Source organism: Arthrobacter sp. CAN_C5, from assembly GCF_017875735.1.
GTDB lineage: Bacteria > Actinomycetota > Actinomycetes > Actinomycetales > Micrococcaceae > Arthrobacter_D.
This window is the reverse complement of sequence record NZ_JAGGMZ010000001.1, coordinates 1,693,235-1,716,744: the sequence shown is the minus strand read 5'-3', so window position 1 is coordinate 1,716,744 and position 23,510 is coordinate 1,693,235. Positions and strand designations below refer to the sequence as shown.

General features: G+C 65.5%; 21 protein-coding genes, 4 tRNA genes, 1 pseudogene and 1 riboswitch. Of the genes and pseudogenes, 17 read left to right on the top strand and 9 right to left on the bottom strand.

What is annotated here, in order from left to right; all coding sequences use genetic code 11:
* Positions 1 to 17 precede the first annotated feature (17 nt).
* The 5 genes from rpe to H4V95_RS08110 form a co-directional block, all read right to left on the bottom strand.
* Positions 18 to 689 (bottom strand): ribulose-phosphate 3-epimerase, encoded by a 672-nt coding sequence (gene rpe / locus H4V95_RS08130; RefSeq protein ID WP_196866196.1) that lies wholly within the window; start codon positions 687 to 689, stop codon positions 18 to 20.
* A gap of 100 nt (positions 690 to 789) precedes the next feature.
* Positions 790 to 2,310 (bottom strand): RsmB/NOP family class I SAM-dependent RNA methyltransferase, encoded by a 1,521-nt coding sequence (locus tag H4V95_RS08125; protein ID WP_196866197.1) that lies wholly within the window; start codon positions 2,308 to 2,310, stop codon positions 790 to 792.
* A gap of 13 nt (positions 2,311 to 2,323) precedes the next feature.
* Complete coding sequence (gene fmt / locus H4V95_RS08120; RefSeq protein ID WP_196866198.1) at positions 2,324 to 3,286, bottom strand: methionyl-tRNA formyltransferase; 963 nt, start codon at positions 3,284 to 3,286, stop codon at positions 2,324 to 2,326.
* Positions 3,283 to 3,888, bottom strand: coding sequence for a peptide deformylase (gene def / locus H4V95_RS08115; protein WP_209731314.1), 606 nt, complete (start codon positions 3,886 to 3,888; stop codon positions 3,283 to 3,285). Before def ends, fmt begins: the two co-directional genes overlap by 4 nt.
* Before the next feature lie 193 nt (positions 3,889 to 4,081).
* Entirely contained in the window at positions 4,082 to 4,960 is an 879-nt protein-coding gene (locus H4V95_RS08110) for a cytochrome (RefSeq protein WP_196866200.1), read from the bottom strand.
* Between the two features lie 173 nt (positions 4,961 to 5,133).
* Between H4V95_RS08110 and H4V95_RS08105 the strand changes: the two genes are divergently transcribed.
* The 4 genes from H4V95_RS08105 to H4V95_RS08090 all read left to right on the top strand — a co-directional run bounded on the left by H4V95_RS08105 (position 5,134) and on the right by H4V95_RS08090 (position 5,560).
* Positions 5,134 to 5,207, top strand: a tRNA-Gly gene (locus H4V95_RS08105).
* Positions 5,208 to 5,262: 55 nt separating this feature from the next.
* Positions 5,263 to 5,336: transfer RNA gene (locus H4V95_RS08100), tRNA-Cys, on the top strand.
* 25 nt (positions 5,337 to 5,361) lie between these two features.
* Positions 5,362 to 5,433: transfer RNA gene (locus H4V95_RS08095), tRNA-Val, on the top strand.
* A gap of 50 nt (positions 5,434 to 5,483) precedes the next feature.
* A tRNA-Gly gene (locus H4V95_RS08090) sits at positions 5,484 to 5,560 on the top strand.
* A 367-nt stretch (positions 5,561 to 5,927) separates the two neighbouring features.
* Here the strand turns inward: H4V95_RS08090 and H4V95_RS08085 are convergent.
* Positions 5,928 to 6,242: a multidrug efflux SMR transporter gene (locus H4V95_RS08085; RefSeq protein ID WP_196866201.1), complete on the bottom strand. Its 315-nt coding sequence runs from the start codon at positions 6,240 to 6,242 to the stop codon at positions 5,928 to 5,930.
* 15 nt (positions 6,243 to 6,257) lie between these two features.
* Positions 6,258 to 6,319, bottom strand: a riboswitch (guanidine-III (ykkC-III) riboswitch).
* 160 nt (positions 6,320 to 6,479) lie between these two features.
* Here H4V95_RS08085 and H4V95_RS08080 point away from each other — a divergent pair.
* On the top strand, positions 6,480 to 6,731 hold the full coding sequence (locus H4V95_RS08080) for an antitoxin (RefSeq protein WP_196866202.1): 252 nt from the start codon (positions 6,480 to 6,482) through the stop codon (positions 6,729 to 6,731).
* 113 nt (positions 6,732 to 6,844) lie between these two features.
* Here the strand turns inward: H4V95_RS08080 and zapE are convergent, their stop codons facing one another.
* Positions 6,845 to 7,879: a cell division protein ZapE gene (zapE, locus tag H4V95_RS08075; protein ID WP_196866203.1), complete on the bottom strand. Its 1,035-nt coding sequence runs from the start codon at positions 7,877 to 7,879 to the stop codon at positions 6,845 to 6,847.
* Between the two features lie 154 nt (positions 7,880 to 8,033).
* Here zapE and H4V95_RS08070 point away from each other — a divergent pair, with 154 nt between their 5' ends.
* The 3 genes and pseudogenes from H4V95_RS08070 to H4V95_RS08060 all read left to right on the top strand — a co-directional run bounded on the left by H4V95_RS08070 (position 8,034) and on the right by H4V95_RS08060 (position 10,317).
* The gene (locus tag H4V95_RS08070; RefSeq protein WP_196866204.1) at positions 8,034 to 8,933 is read left to right on the top strand and encodes a sulfurtransferase; all 900 of its coding nucleotides are present in this window, start codon (positions 8,034 to 8,036) and stop codon (positions 8,931 to 8,933) included.
* A complete protein-coding gene (locus H4V95_RS08065) occupies positions 8,930 to 9,373 on the top strand; it encodes a SufE family protein (protein ID WP_196866205.1) in 444 nt (147 codons plus the stop codon). Before H4V95_RS08070 ends, H4V95_RS08065 begins: the two co-directional genes overlap by 4 nt.
* Positions 9,374 to 9,419: 46 nt before the next feature.
* Positions 9,420 to 10,317 (top strand): annotated as a pseudogene (locus H4V95_RS08060) (IS5 family transposase).
* Between the two features lie 24 nt (positions 10,318 to 10,341).
* Here the strand turns inward: H4V95_RS08060 and H4V95_RS08055 are convergent.
* Complete coding sequence (locus H4V95_RS08055; RefSeq protein ID WP_196866206.1) at positions 10,342 to 11,583, bottom strand: alpha/beta fold hydrolase; 1,242 nt, start codon at positions 11,581 to 11,583, stop codon at positions 10,342 to 10,344.
* A gap of 112 nt (positions 11,584 to 11,695) precedes the next feature.
* Here H4V95_RS08055 and H4V95_RS08050 point away from each other — a divergent pair, with 112 nt between their 5' ends.
* From H4V95_RS08050 to H4V95_RS08035, 4 genes are all read left to right on the top strand, one after another.
* Complete coding sequence (locus H4V95_RS08050) at positions 11,696 to 12,187, top strand: hypothetical protein (protein ID WP_196866207.1); 492 nt, start codon at positions 11,696 to 11,698, stop codon at positions 12,185 to 12,187.
* A gap of 14 nt (positions 12,188 to 12,201) precedes the next feature.
* Positions 12,202 to 12,624, top strand: coding sequence for a peptide-methionine (R)-S-oxide reductase MsrB (gene msrB, locus H4V95_RS08045; protein WP_196866208.1), 423 nt, complete (start codon positions 12,202 to 12,204; stop codon positions 12,622 to 12,624).
* 217 nt (positions 12,625 to 12,841) lie between these two features.
* On the top strand, positions 12,842 to 14,161 hold the full coding sequence (locus H4V95_RS08040; protein WP_196866233.1) for a DUF6421 family protein: 1,320 nt from the start codon (positions 12,842 to 12,844) through the stop codon (positions 14,159 to 14,161).
* Positions 14,158 to 14,898, top strand: a complete 741-nt coding sequence (locus tag H4V95_RS08035; protein WP_196866209.1) for an SDR family oxidoreductase — start codon at positions 14,158 to 14,160, stop codon at positions 14,896 to 14,898. The genes H4V95_RS08040 and H4V95_RS08035 overlap by 4 nt, the downstream gene beginning before the upstream one ends.
* A gap of 12 nt (positions 14,899 to 14,910) precedes the next feature.
* Here H4V95_RS08035 and H4V95_RS08030 read toward each other — a convergent pair whose 3' ends face one another.
* Positions 14,911 to 16,470, bottom strand: coding sequence for a sulfatase-like hydrolase/transferase (locus tag H4V95_RS08030; RefSeq protein WP_196866210.1), 1,560 nt, complete (start codon positions 16,468 to 16,470; stop codon positions 14,911 to 14,913).
* A 227-nt stretch (positions 16,471 to 16,697) separates the two neighbouring features.
* Here H4V95_RS08030 and H4V95_RS08025 point away from each other — a divergent pair, with 227 nt between their 5' ends.
* The 5 genes from H4V95_RS08025 (at position 16,698) to H4V95_RS08005 (ending at position 23,366) form a co-directional block, all read left to right on the top strand.
* Complete coding sequence (locus H4V95_RS08025; protein ID WP_196866211.1) at positions 16,698 to 17,783, top strand: low specificity L-threonine aldolase; 1,086 nt, start codon at positions 16,698 to 16,700, stop codon at positions 17,781 to 17,783.
* A gap of 95 nt (positions 17,784 to 17,878) precedes the next feature.
* On the top strand, positions 17,879 to 18,487 hold the full coding sequence (locus H4V95_RS08020; protein ID WP_196866234.1) for a DUF3000 domain-containing protein: 609 nt from the start codon (positions 17,879 to 17,881) through the stop codon (positions 18,485 to 18,487).
* An 81-nt stretch (positions 18,488 to 18,568) separates the two neighbouring features.
* The gene (locus H4V95_RS08015) at positions 18,569 to 19,882 is read left to right on the top strand and encodes an HRDC domain-containing protein (RefSeq protein WP_196866212.1); all 1,314 of its coding nucleotides are present in this window, start codon (positions 18,569 to 18,571) and stop codon (positions 19,880 to 19,882) included.
* Between the two features lie 116 nt (positions 19,883 to 19,998).
* A complete protein-coding gene (locus H4V95_RS08010) occupies positions 19,999 to 21,258 on the top strand; it encodes a thiolase family protein (RefSeq protein WP_196866213.1) in 1,260 nt (419 codons plus the stop codon).
* The gene (locus tag H4V95_RS08005; protein WP_196866214.1) at positions 21,255 to 23,366 is read left to right on the top strand and encodes a 3-hydroxyacyl-CoA dehydrogenase NAD-binding domain-containing protein; all 2,112 of its coding nucleotides are present in this window, start codon (positions 21,255 to 21,257) and stop codon (positions 23,364 to 23,366) included. The genes H4V95_RS08010 and H4V95_RS08005 overlap by 4 nt, the downstream gene beginning before the upstream one ends.
* The last annotated feature ends 144 nt before the right edge of the window (positions 23,367 to 23,510 follow it).

The window sequence follows — 23,510 nt, the reverse complement described above, 5'->3', positions numbered from 1 at the left end:
GCATCAGCGCCCTGGCGCTACCGCGCGTTGGAGGCGCGTTGGGCCGCGCTGCGGAGCCGCCCGACGGCGTCGTCCGGGTTGTCCGCCCCGTAGACCGCCGACCCTGCGACGAAAACCGTCGCCCCGGCCTCAGCCGCGCGAAGAATGGTGTCTTCGGTGATACCGCCATCCACCTGGAGGGCGACCGGAAGGTTGGCGCCCCGGATTGCTTCAGCTGCCCGGCGGATTTTGGGGAGCATGACATCCAGGAAGGACTGCCCGCCAAAGCCCGGTTCGACAGTCATGATCAGCAGCAGGTCCACTTCGCCCAGCAGGTCCAGGTACGGCTCGACCGGCGTTGCCGGTCGCAGCGCCAGCCCCGCTTTCGATCCGATGCTGCGGAGCTCGCGGGCGAGACGAATCGGGGCGGCCGCGGCCTCGGCGTGGAAGGTAACCGAAGCGGCACCCAGTTCGGCGTAACCGGGAGCCCAGCGGTCGGCGTCGTCAATCATCAGGTGCACATCGAGCGGGAGGCTGCTGACCTCCTGGATGCGCTTGACCACCGGCAAGCCCAGCGTCAGGTTGGGGACGAAGCTGTTGTCCATCACGTCCACATGAACGGCATCCGCCGAGGCGATGCGACCCAGCTCGCTCTGCAGGTTGGCGAAGTCGGCGGACAGGATGCTCGGGTTGATGCAGCAGGCGGTCATGGAACTCCTTGAGCGGATGTGTCGGTGGTCTTCCCACAACCTACCCCGATCGGGTGGGGTACCCGGTTCTGGCCGGTCCGGTTTCCAGGCGGTCCGCTTTCTAGGCGGTACGGCGGATCAGCGCGAGGAACATCGCATCGGTGCCGTGGACGTGAGGCCACAGTTGGGCGGTCTTCTCGTGGCCGGCCGCCAGCGAGCCGGTGAGGCTGACCTCGTCGAGGGCCTCCCCCGCGTCGATCAGTTCAACGTCGTCGCGGCGCCGCAGGCAGTCCTGCACCACTGCCGAGGTTTCGGCGGGATGTGGCGAACAGGTGACATAGGCCACCACGCCGCCGGGGCGGACTGCTGTCAGGGCAGCCGCGAGCAGATCACGTTGCAACGCCCCGAGTCCGCCGATATCCGAGGGCTTCCGCCGCCAGCGGGCTTCCGGACGCCGGCGGAGGGCCCCCAGCCCGGTGCAGGGCGCATCGACGAGAATCCGGTCGAAGGTGTCCGGGAAGTCATCGGCAACCGTTCGGCCGTCCCCCACCCGCACGGTCCAGACGGCAGGATCGAGCGGCCGCAGGGCCTGGCGGACCAGCTGGGCGCGGTGTTCGGCCGGTTCGTTCGCCACCAGGGTATGACCACCCTGTTGCGCGAGGGCGCCGAGCAGTGCGGCCTTGCCACCAGGCCCGGCGCAAAGGTCGAGCCACTGCTCGGCGCCGTGGTCGGCCGACGTCGGGCCGCCGTCGAGCGACACAGCGGCAAGTGCCCGGGCGACCAGCTGGGAGCCGGCGTCCTGGACCCGGGTGGTTCCGACCCTGATGCTCTCGAGCCGGCCCACATCACCCGCCGAGAACAGAGCCGAGTCCTCGGCGAGCTCGCCCGGCACGGCTCCGGCGTCAAACGCTTCATCAAGGGATCCCAGTCCGGGGAGGGCGAGCAGGTTGACCACCGGCGCGGCATTGTTGGCGGCGAGGAGAGTCTCGATTTCGGAGACATCCCTGCCGTGATCGACCAGCGCACCTCGGAGGGCGCGGACAATCCACTCCGGGTGGCTGTGGGTGATGGAGCTGATCTTCGTAGCGTCCGTGAGATCAGCGGTCAGTTCAGCGACCCATTCCTCAAGCGACTTGGCCGACACCCGCCGCAGCACCGCATTGATGAGTGCTGAGGGTCCGGCGCCGATCACGGCCCGGGCCAGGCCGACTGTCTGGTCCAGGGCCGCGTGAGCGGGCACCCGCATCGCGAGGAGCTGGTGGGTTCCGATCCGCAGGGCATCAAGAATGGCCGGGTCAAGTTTTTCCAGCGGCCGGTCGACGCACCTAGCCAGGACAGCGTCGTAGGTTCCCTGGCCACGAAGCGCCCCGTAGGCCAGTTCAGTGGCGAAGCCCGCATCGCGCTTGTCGAGGCGGTGCTTGCGGATGCTGACGGGCAGCACCAGGTTCGCGTAGGCGTCGTCGGCCTCGACGGCGCGCAGCACCTCGAAGGCTACGAGCCGTGCCGGGTCGGCCCGTCGTGTCCGCTCGGAGGGCGCGGCGGTGGAGAACCCGCGCGGTTCGGCACGGTTGCGTTCCCGTCCGGCCGCATTACGGCGTCGTTCCGGCCCGCCCTTGCTGCCCTGTCCCTGTTGCTTGGTCACGAAATCTGCCTCGTCACGAAAAAACCAGCTCTCCTTGTTGTCCTGCGCCGCGCGCCCAGTCGGCTGCGCGCATCTTCTTTTTCCCAGCCGGCTGAACCTCACCGAGGACGACTGCACCCGAGCCAGTGCCCACGATTACGGAGCCGGCTTCGAGGGACACCACACCCGCGGCCAGGTCGGCGACCGCATCAGTGGAGGCCGGATCGGTGGAGGCCGCATTAGTGCGTTGTTCCAGCAACGACACCGGACCCAGCTTCACCCGCTGGTCTCCGAGGAGGGTCCAGGCACCCGGCTCGGGGGTGACACCGTTGATCCGCCGCCGGACGGCAAGGGCAGGCTGGGCCCAGTCCACCCGCGCGTCGTCGATAGTGAGCTTGGGCGCGAGGGTGATGGGACCCGCTTGGGGCACTGCCTCGGCCCGTCCCGCGTCCACCGCGGAGAGGGTCTGGACCAGCAGCACGGCCCCACCCTGGGATAACCGCTCCAGCAGGTCACCACTGGTGTCGCCGGGCCGGACCGCTTCGGTCATGGTGCCGAAGACCGGACCCGTGTCGAGGCCCGCTTCGAGACGGAAGGTCGAGGCCCCGGTGATCTCATCGCCGGCCATGACGGCGTGCTGGACGGGGGCGGCTCCGCGCCACGCGGGCAGGAGGGAAAAGTGCAGGTTGATCCAGCCGTAAACCGGGATGTCCAGGGCCGGCTGAGGGACCAGTCCGCCGTACGCAACGATTGCTGCCACGTCGGTGTTCAAGGCGGCGATCTGCTCTGTGACCGCGGCGTCGATCCGGTTGGCGCGGATCACGGGTAACTCCAGTTCGGCTGCCCGCGCCGCTACGGGGCTGGGTGTCATGATCCGTTTGCGCCCCAGCGGGGCGTCCTCGCGGGTCAGTACCCCGACGACGTCGAACCCGGCATCCACGAGTGCGTCGAGGGACGGCACCGCCACACCGGGCGTCCCGGCGAAGAGGACCCTCATCGTCTGGTTCCGTGGGTGCTGGGCTGGCCGCCCTGCACGGTTGACGCGGTGCCAAGCCCGAAGCTTGAGCCGATGCTCTCCGACCGCTCGCGGGTGGTCTGGTCCGCCACCGAGGAATAGCTGGAGCTCCGGATTGCGCGCATGGCGTCCTTCCGGTGCTCCCCCACCAAGCGGTCAATGTACAGCGAGCCGTTCAGGTGGTCTGTCTCGTGCTGGAAGCAGCGTGCGAGCATTCCGGTTCCTTCAAACTCGACCGGTTCACCGTTGAGGTCGAGGCCGGTCACCCTGGCCCAGCTCACGCGTGGCACGGGGTAGCCGAGTCCCGGGATGGACAGGCACCCTTCCGGTTCCTCGGGTTCGGGTTCGGTGCCCACCTCGAGTACCGGGTTCACCACGTGGCCCGACGCGTCGCCGATCCGGAAGGTAAAGACCCTCAGGCTCACCCCCACCTGGGGTGCCGCAAGGCCTGCTCCATGCACGTCGTCCATGGTTTCCACCATGTCAGCTACCAGCCGGGCCAGCTCCGGACCGAACTGGGTGACCTCGGCGGCGGGGGTTCTCAATACCGGGTCGCCGATGATCCGAATGCTCAAGACGGCCATGCTGTGAGTGGTCCTAACGTCGTGGATGGTGTGCTGCATGATGGGCAACTGTTGTCAGTGGGTCACTGTTGTCAGTGGGGCACTGTTTTGATGGGTGAACTGATCTGAATCGTGGGTCCTGCTCTTCAATAGTGCGCTGTGATGCGATGCCATTCTAGGCGCGAACCCGGCCGCACCCTCAGCCGGCCCGTTCTCAGTGGGCAGATCCGCTTGCGACGGCGCCACCTGCGGTGACGGGAGGTGGCCCGATGGGGAGCAGCGCCCGCCCGGCGGCGGCCGCATCCAGACCGGCTTCCCACGACCGGCGCAGCGCGCAGAAGCGGAACCAGTGCTCCTTGAGGACCTCAGGGTTCGCACGCATGGCGCGCACCTCGGTCTTGCCGATTGCGACGCCCAGCAGGATCAGTTCGTGGTCGTACTTCCATGGCTCCCAGGTGCCAGCCTCCCCGTCGACCAGGCTCTCCTGGGCCTTCATGCCGGCGACGAGCTGCATCACCACCTTGTCATCGAGGGGCTTCACCTGCCCGTCGCGGTCGGTGTTTTTGGTTTTGAAGTCGATCAGGCACAGCCGTCCACCGATTTCGGCGAGCAGGTCGAGCGTGCCGGCGTAGCCGACCTCGTGGTTCCAGACGGTGAGTTCGGCAGCGATCGGCCGCACCTGGTACTGGGTCCACCATTCGTCGAAGCGGGCGGCGAACGCTTCCTCGTCGTTCTCAGCGAGGGCTGCCCGGGCGCCGTCGACGTCGTGAGGCTTCTCCAGGTCCCGAAGGGCAACCTGTTCGCAGTAGTAGTGCACCCGGGTGCCCCGGTCGGCGGCCTCGTCACGGTAGCGTTCCGCGGCCACGGAGGCGTCCTTGACCACGGTGCGCAGCTGCGAGGGGTTGTCCAGCGCGGCGGGCACCCGCGGATCGTTCGCGACGGCGTTGGCAGCCATGTAGCCGATCCAGCCATCGAGGGAGGCGGTGGCCTGCGAGATGACGGTGGTGATCGAGGGGACGATCGGACGGTCGGTGGTCGAACGGGAATACATGCGTCCGTGCTCAGTCGAATGAGCCAGCAGCGGTTGAGTCATACATCCAGTCTGACACCGGATACTGACAATCTATAGTCGGCCCCATTCCGGCGTCGTTCGACCCGGATTGGACGAACCCCATTTCCTCCTATAGAGTTTTTACTCGTTGGAAAACGACGAATAACCCTGCAAATCCACGGATTTTCATGAGGTTGTGAATCATCAATCAACATGCGGACGTAGCTCAGCTGGCTAGAGCACCACCTTGCCAAGGTGGATGTCGCGGGTTCGAATCCCGTCGTCCGCTCGCAAGTCACTGTAACTATCGGAGCACCTTTCGATGGTCTTGGTTTACCAGGCACGGTGGGGTGGCCGAGAGGCGAGGCAGCGGCCTGCAAAGCCGTATACGCGGGTTCGAATCCCGTCCCCACCTCCAGTACGGAGCTTGCACCCATCTCGATGGGCGATTGGCGCAGCGGTAGCGCGCTTCCCTGACACGGAAGAGGTCACTGGTTCGATCCCAGTATCGCCCACTCAGAGCGGTTCCCGTGGTTCTTCGGAATTCACCGGGTACCGCTTTTTCGCGGACGTAGCTCAGCTGGCTAGAGCACCACCTTGCCAAGGTGGATGTCGCGGGTTCGAATCCCGTCGTCCGCTCCACTTCCACCACCCGCGTCTTACACATGATCCCGGCTACGGCCGGGGTATTTTTCTTTAACGAGCTTTGACCAGGAACGCCTCGCGGCTCCCCCACCCGGTTGCCGGCTCGATGCGGGCCAACACAAGTGCTCACCAACCCGGCAACTGCAGTGAGCATAGACGCTCATGCTCAGCAGCTCCCCGCGGTGAATGAGCACTTGTGCCGGGCCCAGCGGTATTCCAGCCCACCCAACGAGCTCAGTCAGTGGGACTGTCTAGACAATCCCACTGACCAGCCTCGGTCAGTGGGATCTCGGGATAGGAACACCCCATTCCAGGTAAGTCACCAGCCAGAGCGGCATGCGGGCCAACAGGAGGGCCTCTGCAGTTAGTGCAGCAGTTTCAGCCCGATCACGCAGGCTACAATCCCGAGTACCAGCAGCACCTTGATCACCGAGGCGGATTCGCCGTCGAAAATCATCGCGTACGCCACGGTCAGCGACGCGCCAATGCCCACCCAGACCGCATAGGCGGTCCCTACGGGAAGGGTGCGCATCGCCCACGCCAGGCCAACCATGCTGAGGGTCACCGCCACACCGAAGATGATTGACGGAACCAGCCGGGTGAATCCCTCCGACTTTCCAAGGGCTGTGGCCCAGACGGCTTCGAGGACGCCGGATACCACTAGAACAATCCATGCCATGACAGTCTCACTCCTGAAACGCCGTCTTGTCGCTGGCCGGGTACGGCGCACCTCGTCCGGGTGCCATCTGGCTTTTCAAGGCTGTCACATCGCCGCCCCAGCGGCAATACAGCCCGGAAATACGCCGTCGGCGGACACTCAGGCAAACCACAGGCTGCGTGCTTGGAACTGCCAACCGAGCGCCCTAAGATGGCTCGCAGAGGGAGCATCAGGTTCCCGGATCGAAAGGAGGTGCCTGTGTCTGTATTTGACGGGCTCAAAGGCAAGGCCGGAGTGCTGAAGGAAAAGGCAACCGAGCTGGTGGGCGAGAACTCTGGAAAGATCAAGGAAGGCATCGGTCACGCTGGCAACTTCGTTGACAGCAAGACCGGAGGCAAGTACGCCGACAAGATCGACAAGGTTCAGACCAAAGCCTCCGAAATGGTTGACAAGACCGACCGCGGGGACACCGACCGGCCAGCTGGCCCCGGAGTTCCTCCGGCCGTGTAAGGCCTATTGCTCGACAAAAGAAGCGCCGGTCCTGCCGTGAGGCAGTACCGGCGCTTTTTGCATGCTCACCCGGTGTCCGGGCCGGGTCTGGCCGATCCGGCCCAGGGCGGGAGCTAAGCTTCGCTGCCCTGACGGGCCAGGGCCGTCAACCGGGACACGGCCCGGTGGTACTTCTTCATGTAGCCGCCGGTCATCATTTCCTCGGTGAAAAGCTGGTCGAATGCGACGCCACTGGCAAAGACCGGAATGTCCTTGTCATAGATGCGGTCCGCGAGGACCACGAACCGCAATGCGACCGCCTGCTCCGAGATGGTGCCCACGTTGTGCCAGGCGATGTAGTCCACGCCATCGATCAACTGGCGGTACCGGCTCGGGTGCACCCCTGAGAGATGTTTCACCAGGTCACTGAAGACGTCCTCGGCCAGCATGCCATCGGGCCCGTCCTTGAGCTCGCGCACGCGGTCATGGAGACCTGATTCGCTGAAGGGCTCAGGCGCCTCGGGGAGCCCACGGTGGCGGTAGTCCTCACCGTCGATGCGCAGCACGTCGAACTGGTCAGCGAGCACCTGGATTTCCCGCTGGAAGTCGACGGCCGCAAACCGTCCGTCGCCCAGCGAGCCGGGCAGTGTGTTGGAAGTCGCCGCGAGCTTGACCCCGGCGTCGGCGAGCTCACGCATCAGCCGGGACATCAGCACCGTATCTCCCGGATCGTCGAGTTCGAACTCGTCGATGCAGACCAGCGCGTACCCACTCAGCGCGTCGACCGCGCGTCGAAAGGACAGAGCGCCCACCAGGTTGGTGTACTCCACGAAGGTACCGAAGGCCTTCTTGCCCGAGGTGGCGTGCCAGAGCGACGCCAGGAGGTGGGTTTTACCGACGCCGAATCCGCCATCGAGGTAAATTCCCGCTCGTGTGGGGGCCTTCTTTGCGCCGAATAGTTTCCGCAGGCCGGTCGGTTCGGGCTGGTTGACCGTGTCCGCGAAATCGGACAGCGCCTTGACTGCCTCTGCCTGGGACGGCTGGTCGGGGTCGGGACGGTAGCTGTCAAAGGACACGTCGCCGAACCGGGGGGACGGATAGAACCCGGTCAGCAGTTCGTCGACCGAAACTTTGGGGGTCCGCTGGGAAAGCTGTTCGATAGTTGCCACGGTAGGCAAGAATACGGCACATCCACCGGAGCACGTGTCCCGGGACCACCCATCGCGGGGCATTTGTGGCGTGCGGTGAACCTCTGGAAATATTTCAGGGCAGGCGTGGTTACGCTAGTAGAGACCACATATTCTTCGCGAGAAAGGCCTACGGATGTCAGTCGCAGCAGATTCCGATGAGAAGTTCGCTCACTATGCCCACCCCGAACGGCTCGTCTCCACCGCCTGGCTGGCGGACAATCTCGACACAGATTCCCTGGTGGTGGTCGAGTCGGATGAGGACGTCCTCCTCTACGACACGGGCCACATCCCCGGTGCAGTGAAGGTGGATTGGCACACCGACCTCAACGATGAGGTCACCCGCGACTACGTTGACGGCGCCGCTTTCTCCCGCCTGATGTCCGCCAAGGGCATCACCCGGGACACTACCGTTGTCATTTACGGTGACAAGAGTAACTGGTGGGCAGCCTACGCCCTCTGGGTCTTCACCCTGTTTGGCCACGAGGATGTCCGGCTCCTCGACGGCGGCCGCGACAAGTGGCTCGCCGAGGGGCGCCCGACCACCACGGACGTGCCAGCCGTTCAGAACGTCGAGTACCCGTTGGTGGAGCGCAATGACGCTCCGATCCGCGCGTACATGGGCGACGTACTCGAGCACCTGGGGAAGCCCCTGATCGACGTCCGCTCGGCCGACGAATACACCGGTGCCCGCACCCACATGCCGGCCTACCCTGAGGAAGGCGCACTCCGCGGTGGGCACATCCCCTCCGCCGCGTCGGTCCCCTGGGCCCGCGCCGCTGCCGAGGACGGGACGTTCCGCAGCCGGGCCGAGCTCGATGCCATCTACCGTGACGAGGTGGGTCTGAAGGACGACGACGACGTCGTTGCCTACTGCCGCATCGGCGAACGGTCCAGCCACACCTGGTTTGTCCTGTTCCACCTGCTCGGTTTCAGCAAGGTACGCAACTATGACGGCTCCTGGACCGAGTGGGGCAACGCGGTACGGGTCCCCATCGTCAAGGGCGAAGAGCGTGGCGAGGTTCCCACGTCATGACCGCGCCGCTACCCGCCAAGCTCGACGAGATCGTCGAGGATTTCCAGGCGCTGGACGAGCCTGACCGGTTGCAGTTGCTGCTGGAGTTCTCCCAGGGGCTCCCGGCTCTCCCTGCCCATCTCCAGGAACACCCGGAGTTGCTGGAGCAGGTCGTGGAGTGTCAGACCCCTCTGTTCCTCAGTGTGGAAATCGGCGACAGCCCCGAGCGGATTGTGCACCTCTACTTCTCTGCGCCGCCGGAGGCTCCCACCACCCGCGGGTTCGCCGGGGTTCTCCATGAGGGCCTGGACGGGCTTCCATCGGCTGAGATCCTCGCCATCCCCGACGACGTTCCGGACCGTCTGGGCCTGACCCGGGCGATCACGCCGCTGCGGATGCGCGGCATGACCGCCATGCTCGGCCGAATCAAACGGACGGTGCGTGCGGGCCAAACCGCCTAGGGCGTGTCTCCTTATTGTTCGGTGAGGTCTTTGGGATGCTGGTGGTATGTCACGTACTGCTGTTTTGTCGGATGCTCAGTGGGCTCGGATTGAGCCGTTGATGCCAAGCTCGGACGGAAGCCCGGGCCGCCCCTTCAACAATCACAGGCTGGTCGTTGAGGGCATCGTTTATCGGTTCCGGGCAGGAATCCCGTGGCGGGATCTGCCGGAGTGTTTCGGGTCGTGGAAGACGGTGTGGAAACGCCACCGCCGGTTCAGCAGCGATGGCACCTGGGACAGGATCCACACCCAGTTGCTGGCAGAAGCTGACGCGGCAGGGATGATCGATTGGGAGGTTTCCGTGGACTCGACAGTGAACCGGGCTCACCAACACGCAACCAACCTTCCGCGCACCACAGGGGGACCTGTCGAATTACATGAAACTGCGCGAGGAGCCTCCTGACCACGCGATCGGCCGCTCCCGTGGCGGGTTGACGACGAAAATCCATCATCTCTGCGACGGGAAAATGCGGCCGTTGGTGATGCTCATCGGACCGGGCCAGGGCGGGGACTCACCAATGTTTCCGCTCTTGCTCGATGCGTTGCACGTCCCGCGGATAGGCAAAGGCAGGGCTCGGACCAGGCCGGACCGGGCGTTGGGAGATAAGGCGTATTCTTCCAAAGCTAACCGGAACCTCCTGCGTTCCCGCGGGATCCAGGCGGTCATCCCGGAACGCTCCGACCAGCAAGCGAACCGTAAACGCCGCGGCCGCAGTGGTGGAAGACCCGTCGGTCTCGACAGGGAAGCCTACAAACGGCGCAACGTCGTTGAACGTTCCTTCAACACCTTCAAACAATGGCGCGGTCTGGCCACCCGGTACGACAAACTCGCCCTCACCTACCGCGGAGGAGTCGTACTCCGAGCCATCACTATTTGGCTCAAAGAATTAGGAGACACGCCCTAGGTGTCAGGTCACGATCCGGAAAGATCAGTTTCTGACGCCGGGCCGGGCCCTGCCGTGCAGCACCGGCGCCAACCAGTTGGCGACGGTCTGCTCCCATTTCACCGGGTCGACATTCCATTCCTTGGTGTGCCTGGCCCGGTGGAACCGTTCGAACCTGACAAACGCCGGGTTCCGCTCGGCGAGTTCTTCGGAGGCGCCCACCGGGACGAATTCATCATCCTCGCTGTGGATGATCAGGGTGGGGATAATCAGCTGCTCGGCCCGGGCCACCCAATCGAGACTCTTCAGATCGAGCGGTGCCGCCAGACCGGTGGCCTTCCGTCCGGCACGGTTGGTCAGGAGCCACTGCCCCAGCCGCCCGATGGGTGCTGGGATGCGGTTGAGCTGGGCGTGATAGGCGAGAACCTCGATCCAGTTGACCACCGGCCCATCGAGGACCAGGGCCCTGATGCGTTGCCGGTGACGGGAGAGGTCGGCGGTCTGCAGGCAGATGGCACCACCCATCGACCAGCCAAAGAGCACCACACCCTCGGCACCGTGGGCCACCGCGTAGTCAATGGCGGCCTCGACGTCCCGCCACTCGGTCATTCCCAGCCCGTACCGGCCATCGGCTGCGTGGGGGGCTTCGCCGTCGTTCCGGTAAGACGCTAACAGGGAGGTCATTCCGAGCGAGCGGGCCAGGCGCACCGCCCGCAACCCTTCGGTGCGTTGCACTCCCCTGCCGTGCACCATCACCGCCCAGTCCGTTGAGGTTTTCTCGGCACGAATCAGCCACGCGGGTGCAACTCCCCCTTCGACGGGGATGCCCACCTCTTCATCAGCAAAGCCGACGGACGACGGCGAGGAAAAGACTGCGCCGCTCCACCACCCGCGGGTGGCCCCGGCAAGGTTGCCCGAATAGACGGTTTCCACCTCCCGCTGCACGGTACCCTCACGGGGAACGTAGGAGCGGATGGCACCGATGCGCGCGTGGCCCCGGCCGCCGTCGAAATACAGGCTGTAGGTACCCTCGACAGTCGTGTCGTCATTGGCGGGGAGGATGACCTGCTGGCCTGTCCCGGAACCGATCACCGCCAGTATGTCCAGGTTCTCGTCCCTGACGCGCGCCGGGGTGACGACTTGCCGCGCGAAGTGTGCGGCAAGACCCGAGGTGGCTACCGCGACGGTCGAGCCAACTGCGCTGCCGATACCCACCCCGAGCATCGTCCAGCGGAGCCAGGGTGCAGTGGTGGAAGACTCCGACGCGGTGACGGGGAAATTTCGCATACCCCATTCTTGCCTGTGCTCCCTGCGATCGGTGGCAAACCATTGCGGGGTGTCGCAGGCTCCGCCGTCGCTAAAGCTAGGGTCGCGGGAGGTTGAGCACTAGTCTTGGCTCATGGCCGAGACGATAGTGGTACTGACCGAAGAGAGCCTCAACGATGGCGACGCAAAGAACCTGCTGACCCTGGTCGGAGAGGAACCCGCCACGCTGCTGGTCTTGATTCCCGATGACCGGCACAAGAATGTGATGGTCGAGTTCTTCCACCACCTGAGCCTGCTGGAATTCGCCGACGCCTTCCGCGAACTGTCCAAGGGGCAGCAGTCCGCCCAGGAATCCCGGGGGACTGCCGAGGCTGCCCTCGAGGCTTCCCTGCGGGTTGCCGAGAACCACGGGCTCCGTGCGCGCGGGTTCATTGCGGCCGGCAACGCCGTGGAGGCGATGGTCGACGCCGTCAGCGAGCATGACGCACGGCAGGCGGTGGTCATCACCCGGCCGCACGCCGTCGCGGACACGCTGCACACCGACTGGGCCAACCAGGCCCAGGACCGGCTGGGAGTGCCTGTGCTGCATCTCTATTCCGGTTCGGGATTTATCGGGGGTTCCTAGGCGTTGAAGAAGTCATGAGCACAACAGAACCCAGCGAAGTCCCTGTCCAGAAGACCGATGACGAGTGGCGTTCCGAGCTAACCAGTGAGGAATACCGCGTCCTCCGTCAGGCTGGCACGGAGCGGCCCTACACCGGCGAGTACTACGACACCACTACCAAGGGCGTGTATCAGTGCCGCGCCTGCGGCCATGAGCTTTTCACCAGTACCGAGAAATTCGATTCGCACTGCGGCTGGCCCTCCTTCTGGGCCCCGCTGGCCGAGAACACCGTCCGCTATCTGCATGACAATTCAATGGGGATGCAGCGCACCGAGGTTCGCTGCGCCAACTGCGATTCACACCTTGGCCACCTGTTCGAGGGAGAGGGCTACGGCACACCCACCGACCAGCGGTTCTGCATCAATTCCGTCTCCATGAAGCTGGTGGAACAGGCCTAGGCAAACCCCGGGGGAGGTCCAGCATGTCTGGGCCTCCGCTGCCGTGCGCTTCAACGAAGCATAAGAGTTACTTATACTCGATGGAATATTCGGTAAGGAAACCTTGAGGGTTGCTACGCTCATTTCCATGACCCCGACGACGACGAACCCCAACCTCACGGCAGCAGGCGCAAGCCCCCTCCAGACCACGGACCGGACGGCTGGCTCGCCCCAGAACATGCCGGCGTGGCATCGGCTCAAGGCTGCCGCCACGTCCCTCCAGACACTCCAGGTCAAGGACGGCTCGGTCCCTGAGCCAGCCGACCACCAGAGCGCCTCGGCGGCAGTGGACACGATTGTCGAAGCCATTGAGGAGCTTGCCCCGTCCTTTCCCCACGACGCCGGATACCTGACAGCCGCCGTTCAGGACTTCACGACGTGGCGCGACGCGGGCTTCGGCGTCCCCAACTTCCTTGCCTCCCTCCTGAAGTTCCAGCCCCAGCAGCACCGGGTCGACGGGCTCCAGCACCTGGTGGTGTTCCCCATGTACACCCAGAATGGCAGCACCAACCGGCTCGTGGAGGCCGTCCTCATCGAGGTGCTGTGGCCCGAGTTCATTGCTGAGCTTGAGGCCGGCGACTACTCCAACAAGCTCTTCGTCCCCATCCGTTTCCTCGACTTCACCGCCGGTTACGACACCAACTCCGCTGTCCTCTTCCCGGAAACAGTCGCGGTCAGCTCCACCCCCCAGTTCACGTGGGGTGCCATTTTCGCGGACCGCGAGGCGGCACGCTTCCGGAGGGTTGTCGCTGCCGCGGCCGGGATCACCCAACTGGACCTTCCCGCCGAGGCCGCGGAACTCGTCGCGGACCAGCAGCTTGCCGAGCGGACCTTCGTGATGTGGGACCTCATTCACGACCGCACCCATATGCGCGGCGATCTGCCGTTCGATCCGTTCATGATCAAGCAGCGCATGCCCTACTTCCTCTACTCGCTCGAGGAACTGCGCTGTGATCTCACGGCCTTCCGGGAATCGGTGCGGATCGCCCTGGACGAGTCGGCTCCGGACGAGACCCGCCGTCATGCCCGGCTGGTGCAGTACGCGGTCATCTTCGACCGGATCTTCCGCTTCTCCATCACTGGTAGCAGGGTCCGGAACTACGACGGCCTGGGAGGTCAGCTCTTGTTCGCGTGGATGCACCAGCACCACGTGCTGCACTGGACCGACAGCCGCCTAAGCATCGACTGGGCGGAGGTTCCCGCCGTCGTCATCGCCCTTGGCGAGAAAATCGAACAGCTCTACTGGCGCTCGATCGATCGGCCCAAGATCGCCCACTGGCTTGCTGCCTACCAGCTGGTGACCGACACCGTCACGCCGCACCCGGCGTCGGTGTGGGCGAAGGGTCCCGACGCGCTCGAACTGACCGGTCCGCCGCGCGGGCTCACCGATGCCGTTCTGGACGATGAGTTCCCCCTGTCGATGTTCTTTGAAGCTCTGGATCGCAAGATGAAGCCAGTGATCGAATCCACCGCGGGCATCACCGGGACCGCAGCGTGAGCGCAGCCGTGCCCTCACTCGACGGCCTGACCATCGTCGTTGCCGGCGCTGCCGGAGCGTCAGGGGTAGCCTGTGCAACCCTGTTGGCGGGGCACGGCGCAACGGTTGTCGCCGTGGGGTCCCATGCTGGCCGGCTTGAGAAGGCCCTCGGCCACCTCGACCGCGTCGACCGGCGGGTGTGCGACCTCGCCGACGCACCCGCCGTCAACGATCTGGCCCACGCACTGGCGACCGACTACCTCTCGGTCGATGGACTGATTCACCTGGTGGGCGGGTGGCGCGGTGGGAACGGAATAACGGGACAGGCCGACGACGATTACAACGCCCTTCACACCAGCGGCTTCACCACACTGCGCAATACCAGCCGCGCCTTCTACGCTCCGCTGCTCGCCTCGTCGACGGGCCGGCTGGCGATTGTCTCCTCCACGGCCGTCCAGCGCCCGACGGCGGCAGTCGCCTCCTATGCGGCCCTCAAGTCGGCGGCGGAGACGTGGACGCGAGCGGTCGCGGACGGGTTCCGGAGCGACCAGCAGGCAGGGGACGACGGCACGCCGCTCACCGCCGCGGCCACCATCCTGGTGGTCAAGGCACTCCTGGATGACGGGCTACGGGCGAAACATCCGGACCGCAAGTTTCCGGGCTACACCCACGTCAATGATCTGGCGACAGCGGTGGTCGGGCTTTACGCCGCGGACGCGCGTTCGATCAACGGTGAGCGGCTCGTCCTGGCGGGGTGAGCGCTGCCGTCGCTATTGCGCGGCCGCGTCCTCGCCGCTCCAGGCCTCCGCGTAGAACTCCGGGGAAAGGGAGGTCACCAGCTCGGCATAGTGGCTGGGTTCCAGCGCCTGAGCGGATCCGGCGGGGGCCTCGGGTGCGAACGCGGAGATCCCCAGCCCGGCTTCCCGGCCAGCCAATGTCAACCCTGCGGCCTCCAGGATCGTGGGGTACATGCTCAGTTGGTCCACCCGGGGTCGCAGTGCGGCATTCCCCTCCCCGCCCGGCAGCCAGATCCGGTTGAAGATTGTGCGGTTGCGGTGGTCCCCCAGTTGCTCCTGGAACGCATGGCCCCCGCCGATCTGCTTGAGATGGTCGCCCATGATCACCACCGCAGTGTCCTTGAGATAGCCCTGCTGTTCCAGGTGCTCCACGAAGCCAGCCACCTGGGTCATTGAACAGAAGAATGCCGAGGTGACCTCGTCCTGGGTGTCCACCTCGCAGTAGTCGTAGATGTGGACCGGCTCGTGTGAATCCAGGGTCAGCAGCGAGAGGTTGAAGGGTTGACCGGTCCTCTCGGCGGTGGCGTGCAGCTCGTCGACCTCGTCCCTGGCGTTGGCGAGGAGGCGTTCGTCGCTGAGCCCCCAGTCGCTGCGGAAGGCTGTGGCAGGCTCACCCGCGGCGCGCCAATAGGACAGGTCCTTCACTTCCGAGTAGCCGTGGCTGCGCAGGAAAATATCCTTCGCGGCGAATGAGGCGTTCGCACCGCCCAGGAAGACATTCGTGTAGCCGTGCTGACCGAGAACATCACCGAGGCAGGTTGCACCGTCGAGGTAGCTCTCGACCTTGCCGCCCAGCGCGTTGTACGCGCCGCCGCCGGAGCTCGAACCAATACCCTTGAGCGGGATACCGCACTGCGTCGAGGTAATGCCGGACATGGTCCAGCCTCCACCCTCGTACTGCTGCAGGTCGTCAACGGTCTGCCAGCCCTCCGCTGCCGGCGTGACCTCCTTGAGCGGGGCGAACGCGTCCTTCTCAAACAGCTCGTCGTCGGCAAGAGTCCCCTCGCCTGACTCAAGATAGATGAGGACCAGATTGCGCTTGTCCGTGTCGCTGGTGACGGTCGGCTCGATATAGAAGTCGTCGACCTCGTAGTCGGAGTTGACTGCCTCGATGTAGTCCCTCACGCCCACTGTCGCGGCAAAGGCGGCCGAGCCACCGATGACCACTGCGGCCACCAGCACAGTGGAGACCGTGCGCATGATCCAGGGGGCGCGGCGCGGCCGGCTGATGCCACCATTGTTGCGGACCTTGCGGCGGCGGAAATACTGCCAGAGAGCGAGCCCCACCGTGATGAGCAGCGGCGCGACGCCGATCCCCAGGATACTGATCCAGACGATGGGTCCGCCTCCCCCATCGGTTTCCACAGCGACAATGTTCAGGAGCATCTGGTTGACGGAGATTTCGCCCCAGAAGAACTGGATGATGGCGGCGGCGATCAGCAGCGCCAACCCTACTCCGATCAGGGCATGGACCACTACCCGTCCCACGACGACACCGACCCGTCGGGTCGCGGAGAAAACATGGTCGTACATGGCACCCTCTGCCTTCTTTGATGGCTGGATCGTGGGCTGAACGCCATGACATCCAGCCGGTTTTCGGGCCCACAAGAGCGTAGTACCGATAGCTGCTGCATTCAACAGATGCCCGGCTCCCGGCATCGGATTGTTATCCCAGCTCTGACGGCCGCTGGAACGTCTTCGTCACCCCTGACGGGGACGCCGACGCCCGTCGCAGGCGCTGGCTGGGTGATAATTGAGAAGTGACTGAAACCATCGCCCCCATAGCCTCCCTGCACAACCCCGATATCCGCGGCTTTGCGTCGGATAACTACTCAGGAGTGCACCCTGAAGTCCTCGCCGCGCTTGCCGCTGCGAACGGAGGACACCAGACCGCCTACGGCGACGACGTGTACACGCACCGGTTGCAGGAAATCATGCAGGAACACTTCGGGGCGGGCACCGAGGTATTCCCCGTCTTCAACGGTACCGGGGCCAATGTGCTCAGCCTGCAGTCTCTGCTCCCCCGGTGGGGGGCGGTCATCTGCGCGCAGACCGCCCACATCAACAAGGACGAAAACGGGGCCCCCGAGCGGATCGCCGGGATCAAACTCCTTACCGTTCCCACCCCCGACGGGAAGCTGACGCCCGAATTGATCGACCTTGAGGCGTGGGGGTGGGGCGATGAGCACCGGGCCCAGCCACTCGCCGTGTCGATCACGCAGACCACCGAACTGGGCACCCTCTACACCGTCGACGAAATCAGGGCCATCGCCGACCATGTCCATGACCGCGGCATGCATCTCCACATGGATGGTGCGAGGCTCGCGAACGCCGCGGCTGCGTTGAACCTGCCCCTGCGCGCCTTCACCCGGGATGCCGGCGTCGACATCCTCTCCTTCGGTGGCACCAAAAACGGGTTGCTGTTTGGGGAGTGCGTGGTGGTGATGAACCCCGAGGCAGCCACCGGCCTGACGTACCTGCGCAAAATGAACATGCAACTGGCCTCCAAGATGCGGTTCATCTCGGCCCAGCTGATCGCCCTCCTGGAGGACGGTCTATGGCTGCGTTCAGCCGCGCACTCGAATGCGATGGCGGCGCGGCTCACCCTGCTCGTGAAGGAGATTCCGGGCGTGCAGCTGACGCAGCAGACAGCCGCCAACGCGGTCTTCGCGGTGCTTCCCCGGGACGCGGCCAACCGGGTCCGTGAGCAGTTCAAGTTCTACGACTGGGACGCCGTCACCGGTGAGGTGCGCTGGATGTGCTCGTTCGATACCACCGCCGAGGACGTTGATGCCTTTGCCGAGGCAATCCGACGGGAGACGGCAGCCAGCATTGCCCCGAGCTAGCACAACCAGCTGCTGACACATCGGCGAGCCTGACCGGTGCGCGGGCGCACGTGCCATAGCCTTCCTGAGTGAGCGCAATTGGCGATCTGACCCCGATGCCCCGCGAGTTCCAGTCGGCCCTGACCGAACTCCGGGAAGCAAAATGCCGCAGCGAGATCCGGCTGGATGAAATACCGGCCCCCTCGCGGTTGGCACCGTTTGCCGTGGCCCTCGGAGCGGAGGTCTTCCAGGCCGGACCGCAGCGGATGCCGGTCCACGGACCGGCACGCGCTGCGTTCGCCGGGACCGAACCCGAGGAGCTGGCCACGGGCCGGTTCATTCTCCTGCATGACCCGAGCGGATCAGACCTGTGGGGCGGCACTTTCAGGGTGGTCACCTACATCCGGGCCCAGCTTGAACCGGAGATGGGTAATGACTCGCTCCTCGGATCGGTGGCCTGGACCTGGCTGGCCGAGGCACTGCAGAACCACGGCGCCGAATACGGCTCGGCTGGCGGAACCGCGACCCGCATCCTTTCAGAAAGCTACGGCACCCTCACCGACCGGCCCGACAGGATCGACATCGAGCTCCGGGCATCCTGGACCCCGGAAACACCGAGGGTACGGAACCATCTGGAAGCGTGGGCGGACATGGTCTGCACCTTCGCCGGTCTGCCACCCTTGCCTGACGGAGTGGCCTCGCTGCCCAGCCGGCGTCGTCACTAAGCCGTTCACCCCCGTGGCTCCAACTGAGGCATGCGCCCACTGGCACAGCCGCCTGGACGGCGCGGCTAGACTGGATCCATCATGACCTCGCAGACTTCTGAGCATCCTGACAATCGCGCCCCGGATGCTGGCGCGCCAGTTGAGGACGTCGCTGAACCGCTCCCCCTTCCCCTGCTTAATGAGCCCAGCGACGGCGTACCGCTGGTCATCGACACCCGGGCCGGACTGGAGCGCGCGGCCCGCGCGCTGGCCCAGGGCACCGGTCCCGCAGGGGTCGACGCCGAGCGCGCCTCAGGGTTCCGGTACGGGCAGCGGGCTTTCCTGGTGCAGATCCGCCGGGCCGGGGCTGGCACGTGGCTGATTGATCCTGAACCCTTTGAAGATCTGCGGATCATCGATGAATCTCTTGAGGGAGTCGAATGGATTCTCCACGCCGCCTCCCAGGACCTACCCTGCCTGTCAGAGCTGGGCATGTGGCCCGACCGGCTGTTCGACACCGAACTCGCGGCGCGGATTGCCGGGATGCCCCGGGTGGGTCTCGCCGCGGTGATCGAAAGCTTGCTGGGGTACACCCTTGCCAAGGAGCACTCGGCCGCCGACTGGTCCCGCCGTCCCCTGCCGGAGCCGTGGCTCCGGTACGCCGCGCTCGACGTCGAGGTCCTGACCGAACTGCGCACCGAGCTGATTAGTTTGCTCTCCCGTGACGGGAAGCTCGAGATTGCCGAGCAGGAGTTCGAGCACATCCGGAGTACGCCGCCCGCCGAGCCCCGGGTCGATCCGTGGCGCAGGACGTCCGGCCTACACCAGATCAGGGATCGGCGGCAGCTGACGGCAGTGCGCCAGCTGTGGCTTGAGCGCGAGGACCTGGCGAAGAACCGCGACATCGCTCCCGGCCGCCTCATCCCGGACTCAGCCATCCTTGCCGCGGCCAAGGCCATGCCCAGCACGGTCCCCCAGCTGCTGGGAACAACAGGCTTCCATGGTCGCGCCGCCGCGAGGGAGGCACCACGTTGGCTCCGCTGCATCAGCGAGGCGCGAACCCTCACCGCCCTCCCTGAAATGCAGCTGCCCACCAATTCGCCGCCACCCCCACGGGTCTGGGCGGACAAGGACCCCGAGGCAGCGGCACGCCTCGCAACCGCCCGCCCCCGGCTGGCAGTCGTCGCCGAGAGCCTCAACCTGCCCATCGAGAACCTATTGACTCCCGACTACCTGCGGCGGGTGGCCTGGCGACCGCCAGCCGAGATCTCCCTCGAGTCGATCAGTGGGGCACTGGCCGAGCTGGGTGCACGCCCCTGGCAGGTGGAAAAAACAGCGGCCGTCCTCACCGTCGCCTTCCTCGATCCCGATCCCCTGCCAGAGAAGGCACCGCGGACCTCCGATCCGAACCGCTAGAAGCTCCCGATAGGGACCTGCGATCGGGCAGTGTTCTTGCAGGCTAAGTTACCCGCTAGTAACATAAGGTCGAATTGCAATCACAGATCGTATGAAGACTCGATGAGGAGCAACAGGTGAGCACCACTACAGGGCCAGCACAGACCGGTGCAGGACGCCGGATCAGGGACGTCGTCTTTGTCGATGGCGTCAGAACCCCGTTCGGCAAGGCCGGGGAAAAGGGCATCTACGCCGGAGTGCGCGCCGACGACCTGGTGGTGAAGTGCATCCGCGACCTGATGCGCCGGAACCCCGGGCTTCCGGCCGAGCGGATTGACGACGTCGCCATCGCCGCCACCACCCAGACTGGCGACCAGGGACTGACCATCGGGCGCACCGCAGCGCTCCTGGCGGGCCTCCCCCGCACTGTTCCCGGCTTCGCCATCGACCGGATGTGCGCGGGCGCCATGACTGCCGTCACGACGACGGCGTCGGGCATTGCCTTCGGCGCGTACGACGTCGTGATTGCCGGCGGTGTCGAGCACATGGGAAACCACCCGATGGGCGCTGATACCGATCCGAACCCCCGGTTCATTTCTGAACGGCTGGTGGATCCCGCCGCGCTGAACATGGGCAATACCGCCGAGAACCTGCACGACCGCTTCCCCGCCATTACCAAGGACCGGACCGACGCGTACGCCGTCGCCAGCCAGACGAAGCTGGCCGCCGCCTACGCGGGCGGGCAGATCCAGCCCGATCTGGTCCCCGTCGCCTCCCGCAAGGAAGGCACCGGATGGACCCTCAACACGGTCGATGAGCCGCCCCGGCCGAACACCACCACCGAGGACCTCGCCGCCCTGCGCACCCCGTTCCGTTCGCATGGTCGGGTGACCGCTGGCAACGCTGCGGGCCTGAACGACGGCGCCACGGCGGCTCTGCTCGCCTCCGCGGAAACCGCTGCTGAACTGGGCCTGCCCGCCAAGATGCGACTGGTTGCCTACGCCTTTGCCGGCGTGGAGCCCGAGGTGATGGGAATCGGACCGGTACCCGCCACCGAAAAGGCCCTCCGCCAGGCGGGGCTGTCAATCGAGGACATCGGCCTGTTTGAGATCAACGAGGCCTTCGCCGTCCAGGTGCTCTCCTTCCTGGACCACTTTGGCATCGCCGACGACGACCCACGCGTGAACCGCTATGGCGGCGCCATCGCCGTCGGGCACCCCCTGGCCTCCTCCGGAGTGCGGTTGATGCTGCAGCTGGCCCGGCAGTTCGAAGAGGACCCGTCGGCGCGGTACGGCATGACCACCATGTGCATCGGCCTGGGCATGGGTGCCACGGTGATCTGGGAAAACCCTCACCACCCGGACTATTCGACGAACGCAGCGGAGGACGCAGCATGAGCTTTGACCGTTATGAGAAACTCGCGGCGCTGGTGCCCGACGAGGTCATCACCCACTCCTACGTGCAGGACATCGACCTGCCCCAGGAGGGCGGGACCCTCGCGCTGATTACCCTGGATAACGGGTTGGATCACACCAAGCCCACTACCCTCGGGCCCAACACGCTCATCGAACTCGGCACAGTGCTGGAGGGGCTGAAGACCCGCGCGGCCAACGGCGAACTGGCGGCCGTCGCCATCACCGGGAAGCCCTACTTCCTGGTTGCCGGTGCCGATCTGTCGACCGTCAAAACGCTCAAGGCCGCCGAGTACGGTGCCCTGATGGCTGAGTTGGGCCACGAGGCCTACAACCTTCTGGGGAGCCTCGGCGTCCCGAGCTTCGCCTTCATCAACGGCGTGGCGCTCGGTGGCGGCCTGGAGGTGGCTCTCGCTGCCGACTACCGCACCATTTCCACTGGTGCCAACGGCATTGGCCTGCCCGAGGCGTTCATCGGGCTCGTCCCGGGGTGGGGTGGGGTCTACCGCCTCCCGCGGCTGATCGGTCCGGCCGCTGCCATGAAGGTGATGATCGAGAACCCGCTCAGCAACAACCGGATGCTCGACGGGCGCTCGGCGTTCGACCTCGGTATCGCCGATACCTTGCTGGAGCCAGCCGACTTCCTTGAGCAATCCCTCGCCTGGGCAGCCGGCGTCCTGAAAGACAGCTCAGCCGTCGACGCGCGCCGTGCCACACACGCCGCATACACCGACGCCGACTGGGATGCTGCGGCAGCAGCCGGGCGGGCCTTCGTGGACGCGAAGACCTCCAACGCCGCACCTGCGCCCGGGAAGGTCCTCGACCTTTTTGAAGCCGGGAAGAACCGTACCCGCGAGGAGTCGGCCGCCGCCGAGTGTGAGGCCCTGACCCACCTCATGCAGACGCCCGAGTTCCACGCGACCGTTTACGCGTTCCTGGATCTGGTGCAGAAGCGGGCGAAGCGTCCGGCAGGTGCCCCCGACCGCAAGCTCGCGCGCAAGGTGACGAAGGTCGGCGTCGTCGGTGCCGGTCTGATGGCCGGACAATTGGCGCTGCTCTTCGCTCGGCAGCTCAAGGTCCCCGTGGTCCTCACCGATATCGATCAGCAGCGCGTCGATCAGGGGGTAGCCTATGTCCACGCCGAAGTAGACAAGCTGCTGTCGAAGAAGCGGCTGTCCCCCGATGCGGCCAACCGGACCAAGGCGCTGGTCTCCGGTTCCGTCTCGAAGCAGGCCTTCGCTGACGCCGACTTCGTGATCGAAGCGGTCTTTGAAGAGCTCAGCGTCAAGAAGACGGTCTTCGCGGAGGTGGAGGCAGTGGTGTCACCCGAGTGCATCCTTGCGACCAACACCTCCTCGCTGTCGGTCACCGAGATGGCGGCCGACCTCTCCCACCCCGAACGCGTTGTGGGTTTCCATTTCTTCAACCCGGTAGCGGCCATGCCCCTGTTGGAGATCGTCAAGGCGCCGCACACCGACGACGCCGTCCTGGCCACGGCTTTCGCTCTGGCCAAGGAACTCAAGAAGTCAGCCGTGCTGGTGCAGGACGCGACGGCGTTTGTGGTCAACCGCATCCTGGGCCGGATGTTTGGTGAGATCACTGCGGTGTTCGACGAGGGCACCGACGCCGCGACCGCCGACAACGCGCTGCGCCCGATGGGGCTCCCCATGACGCCGTTCCGTCTGCTCGCCCTGGTGGGACTACCGGTGGGTCAGCATGTCCAGGAGTCCCTGCACGCGTCATTCGGTGACCGGTTCCACGTATCGGCCAATCAGCAAAAGCTGATCGACGCCGGAATCAAGGGACTATGGGTCAGGGGCGAGGACGGCACCGAGACGGTGCCCGAGTCGACCCTGGCGCTGATGTCCCGTGGCGATGCGCCGTCGGACAGCGCCGAGGTGCTCCGCCGAACCCAGGATGCCCTCGCCGACGAGATTGGCCGGATGCTCGATGAGGGAGTGGTTGCCGCGCCCGAGGATATCGACCTGTGTGTCATCCTCGGTGCCGGCTGGCCCTTCCACATGGGCGGAATCACCCCCTATCTGGATCGGGTGGGCGCATCCGAGCGGGTCAACGGGAAGACCTTCCACTAGGACCCGCCCCCTCAAGACCCGCGACCCCGAACGGCGCCCGTTCCCCCCTCTCAGGGGGCGGGCGCCGTTCCCGGTTCTGGCCCAGTCCGCTCACTCGCACCGGAGGAACTCCACCGGCTCCGCTGTGGCACCACGTGCCGCCGG

Excerpts from the sequence above, each read along its gene's own strand:
- H4V95_RS08070 (WP_196866204.1), top strand. The coding sequence starts at position 8,034 with ATGTCAGTCGCAGCAGATTCCGATGAGAAGTTCGCTCACTATGCCCAC.
- rpe (WP_196866196.1), bottom strand. The coding sequence starts at position 689 with ATGACCGCCTGCTGCATCAACCCGAGCATCCTGTCCGCCGACTTCGCC.
- H4V95_RS08040 (WP_196866233.1), top strand. The coding sequence starts at position 12,842 with ATGCCGGCGTGGCATCGGCTCAAGGCTGCCGCCACGTCCCTCCAGACA.
- H4V95_RS08050 (WP_196866207.1), top strand. The coding sequence starts at position 11,696 with ATGGCCGAGACGATAGTGGTACTGACCGAAGAGAGCCTCAACGATGGC.
- H4V95_RS08065 (WP_196866205.1), top strand. The coding sequence starts at position 8,930 with ATGACCGCGCCGCTACCCGCCAAGCTCGACGAGATCGTCGAGGATTTC.
- H4V95_RS08030 (WP_196866210.1), bottom strand. The coding sequence starts at position 16,470 with ATGTACGACCATGTTTTCTCCGCGACCCGACGGGTCGGTGTCGTCGTG.
- msrB (WP_196866208.1), top strand. The coding sequence starts at position 12,202 with ATGAGCACAACAGAACCCAGCGAAGTCCCTGTCCAGAAGACCGATGAC.
- H4V95_RS08020 (WP_196866234.1), top strand. The coding sequence starts at position 17,879 with ATGCCCCGCGAGTTCCAGTCGGCCCTGACCGAACTCCGGGAAGCAAAA.
- H4V95_RS08055 (WP_196866206.1), bottom strand. The coding sequence starts at position 11,583 with ATGCGAAATTTCCCCGTCACCGCGTCGGAGTCTTCCACCACTGCACCC.
- H4V95_RS08005 (WP_196866214.1), top strand. The coding sequence starts at position 21,255 with ATGAGCTTTGACCGTTATGAGAAACTCGCGGCGCTGGTGCCCGACGAG.
- def (WP_209731314.1), bottom strand. The coding sequence starts at position 3,888 with ATGGCCGTCTTGAGCATTCGGATCATCGGCGACCCGGTATTGAGAACC.
- fmt (WP_196866198.1), bottom strand. The coding sequence starts at position 3,286 with ATGAGGGTCCTCTTCGCCGGGACGCCCGGTGTGGCGGTGCCGTCCCTC.
- H4V95_RS08110 (WP_196866200.1), bottom strand. The coding sequence starts at position 4,960 with ATGACTCAACCGCTGCTGGCTCATTCGACTGAGCACGGACGCATGTAT.
- H4V95_RS08015 (WP_196866212.1), top strand. The coding sequence starts at position 18,569 with ATGACCTCGCAGACTTCTGAGCATCCTGACAATCGCGCCCCGGATGCT.
- H4V95_RS08085 (WP_196866201.1), bottom strand. The coding sequence starts at position 6,242 with ATGGCATGGATTGTTCTAGTGGTATCCGGCGTCCTCGAAGCCGTCTGG.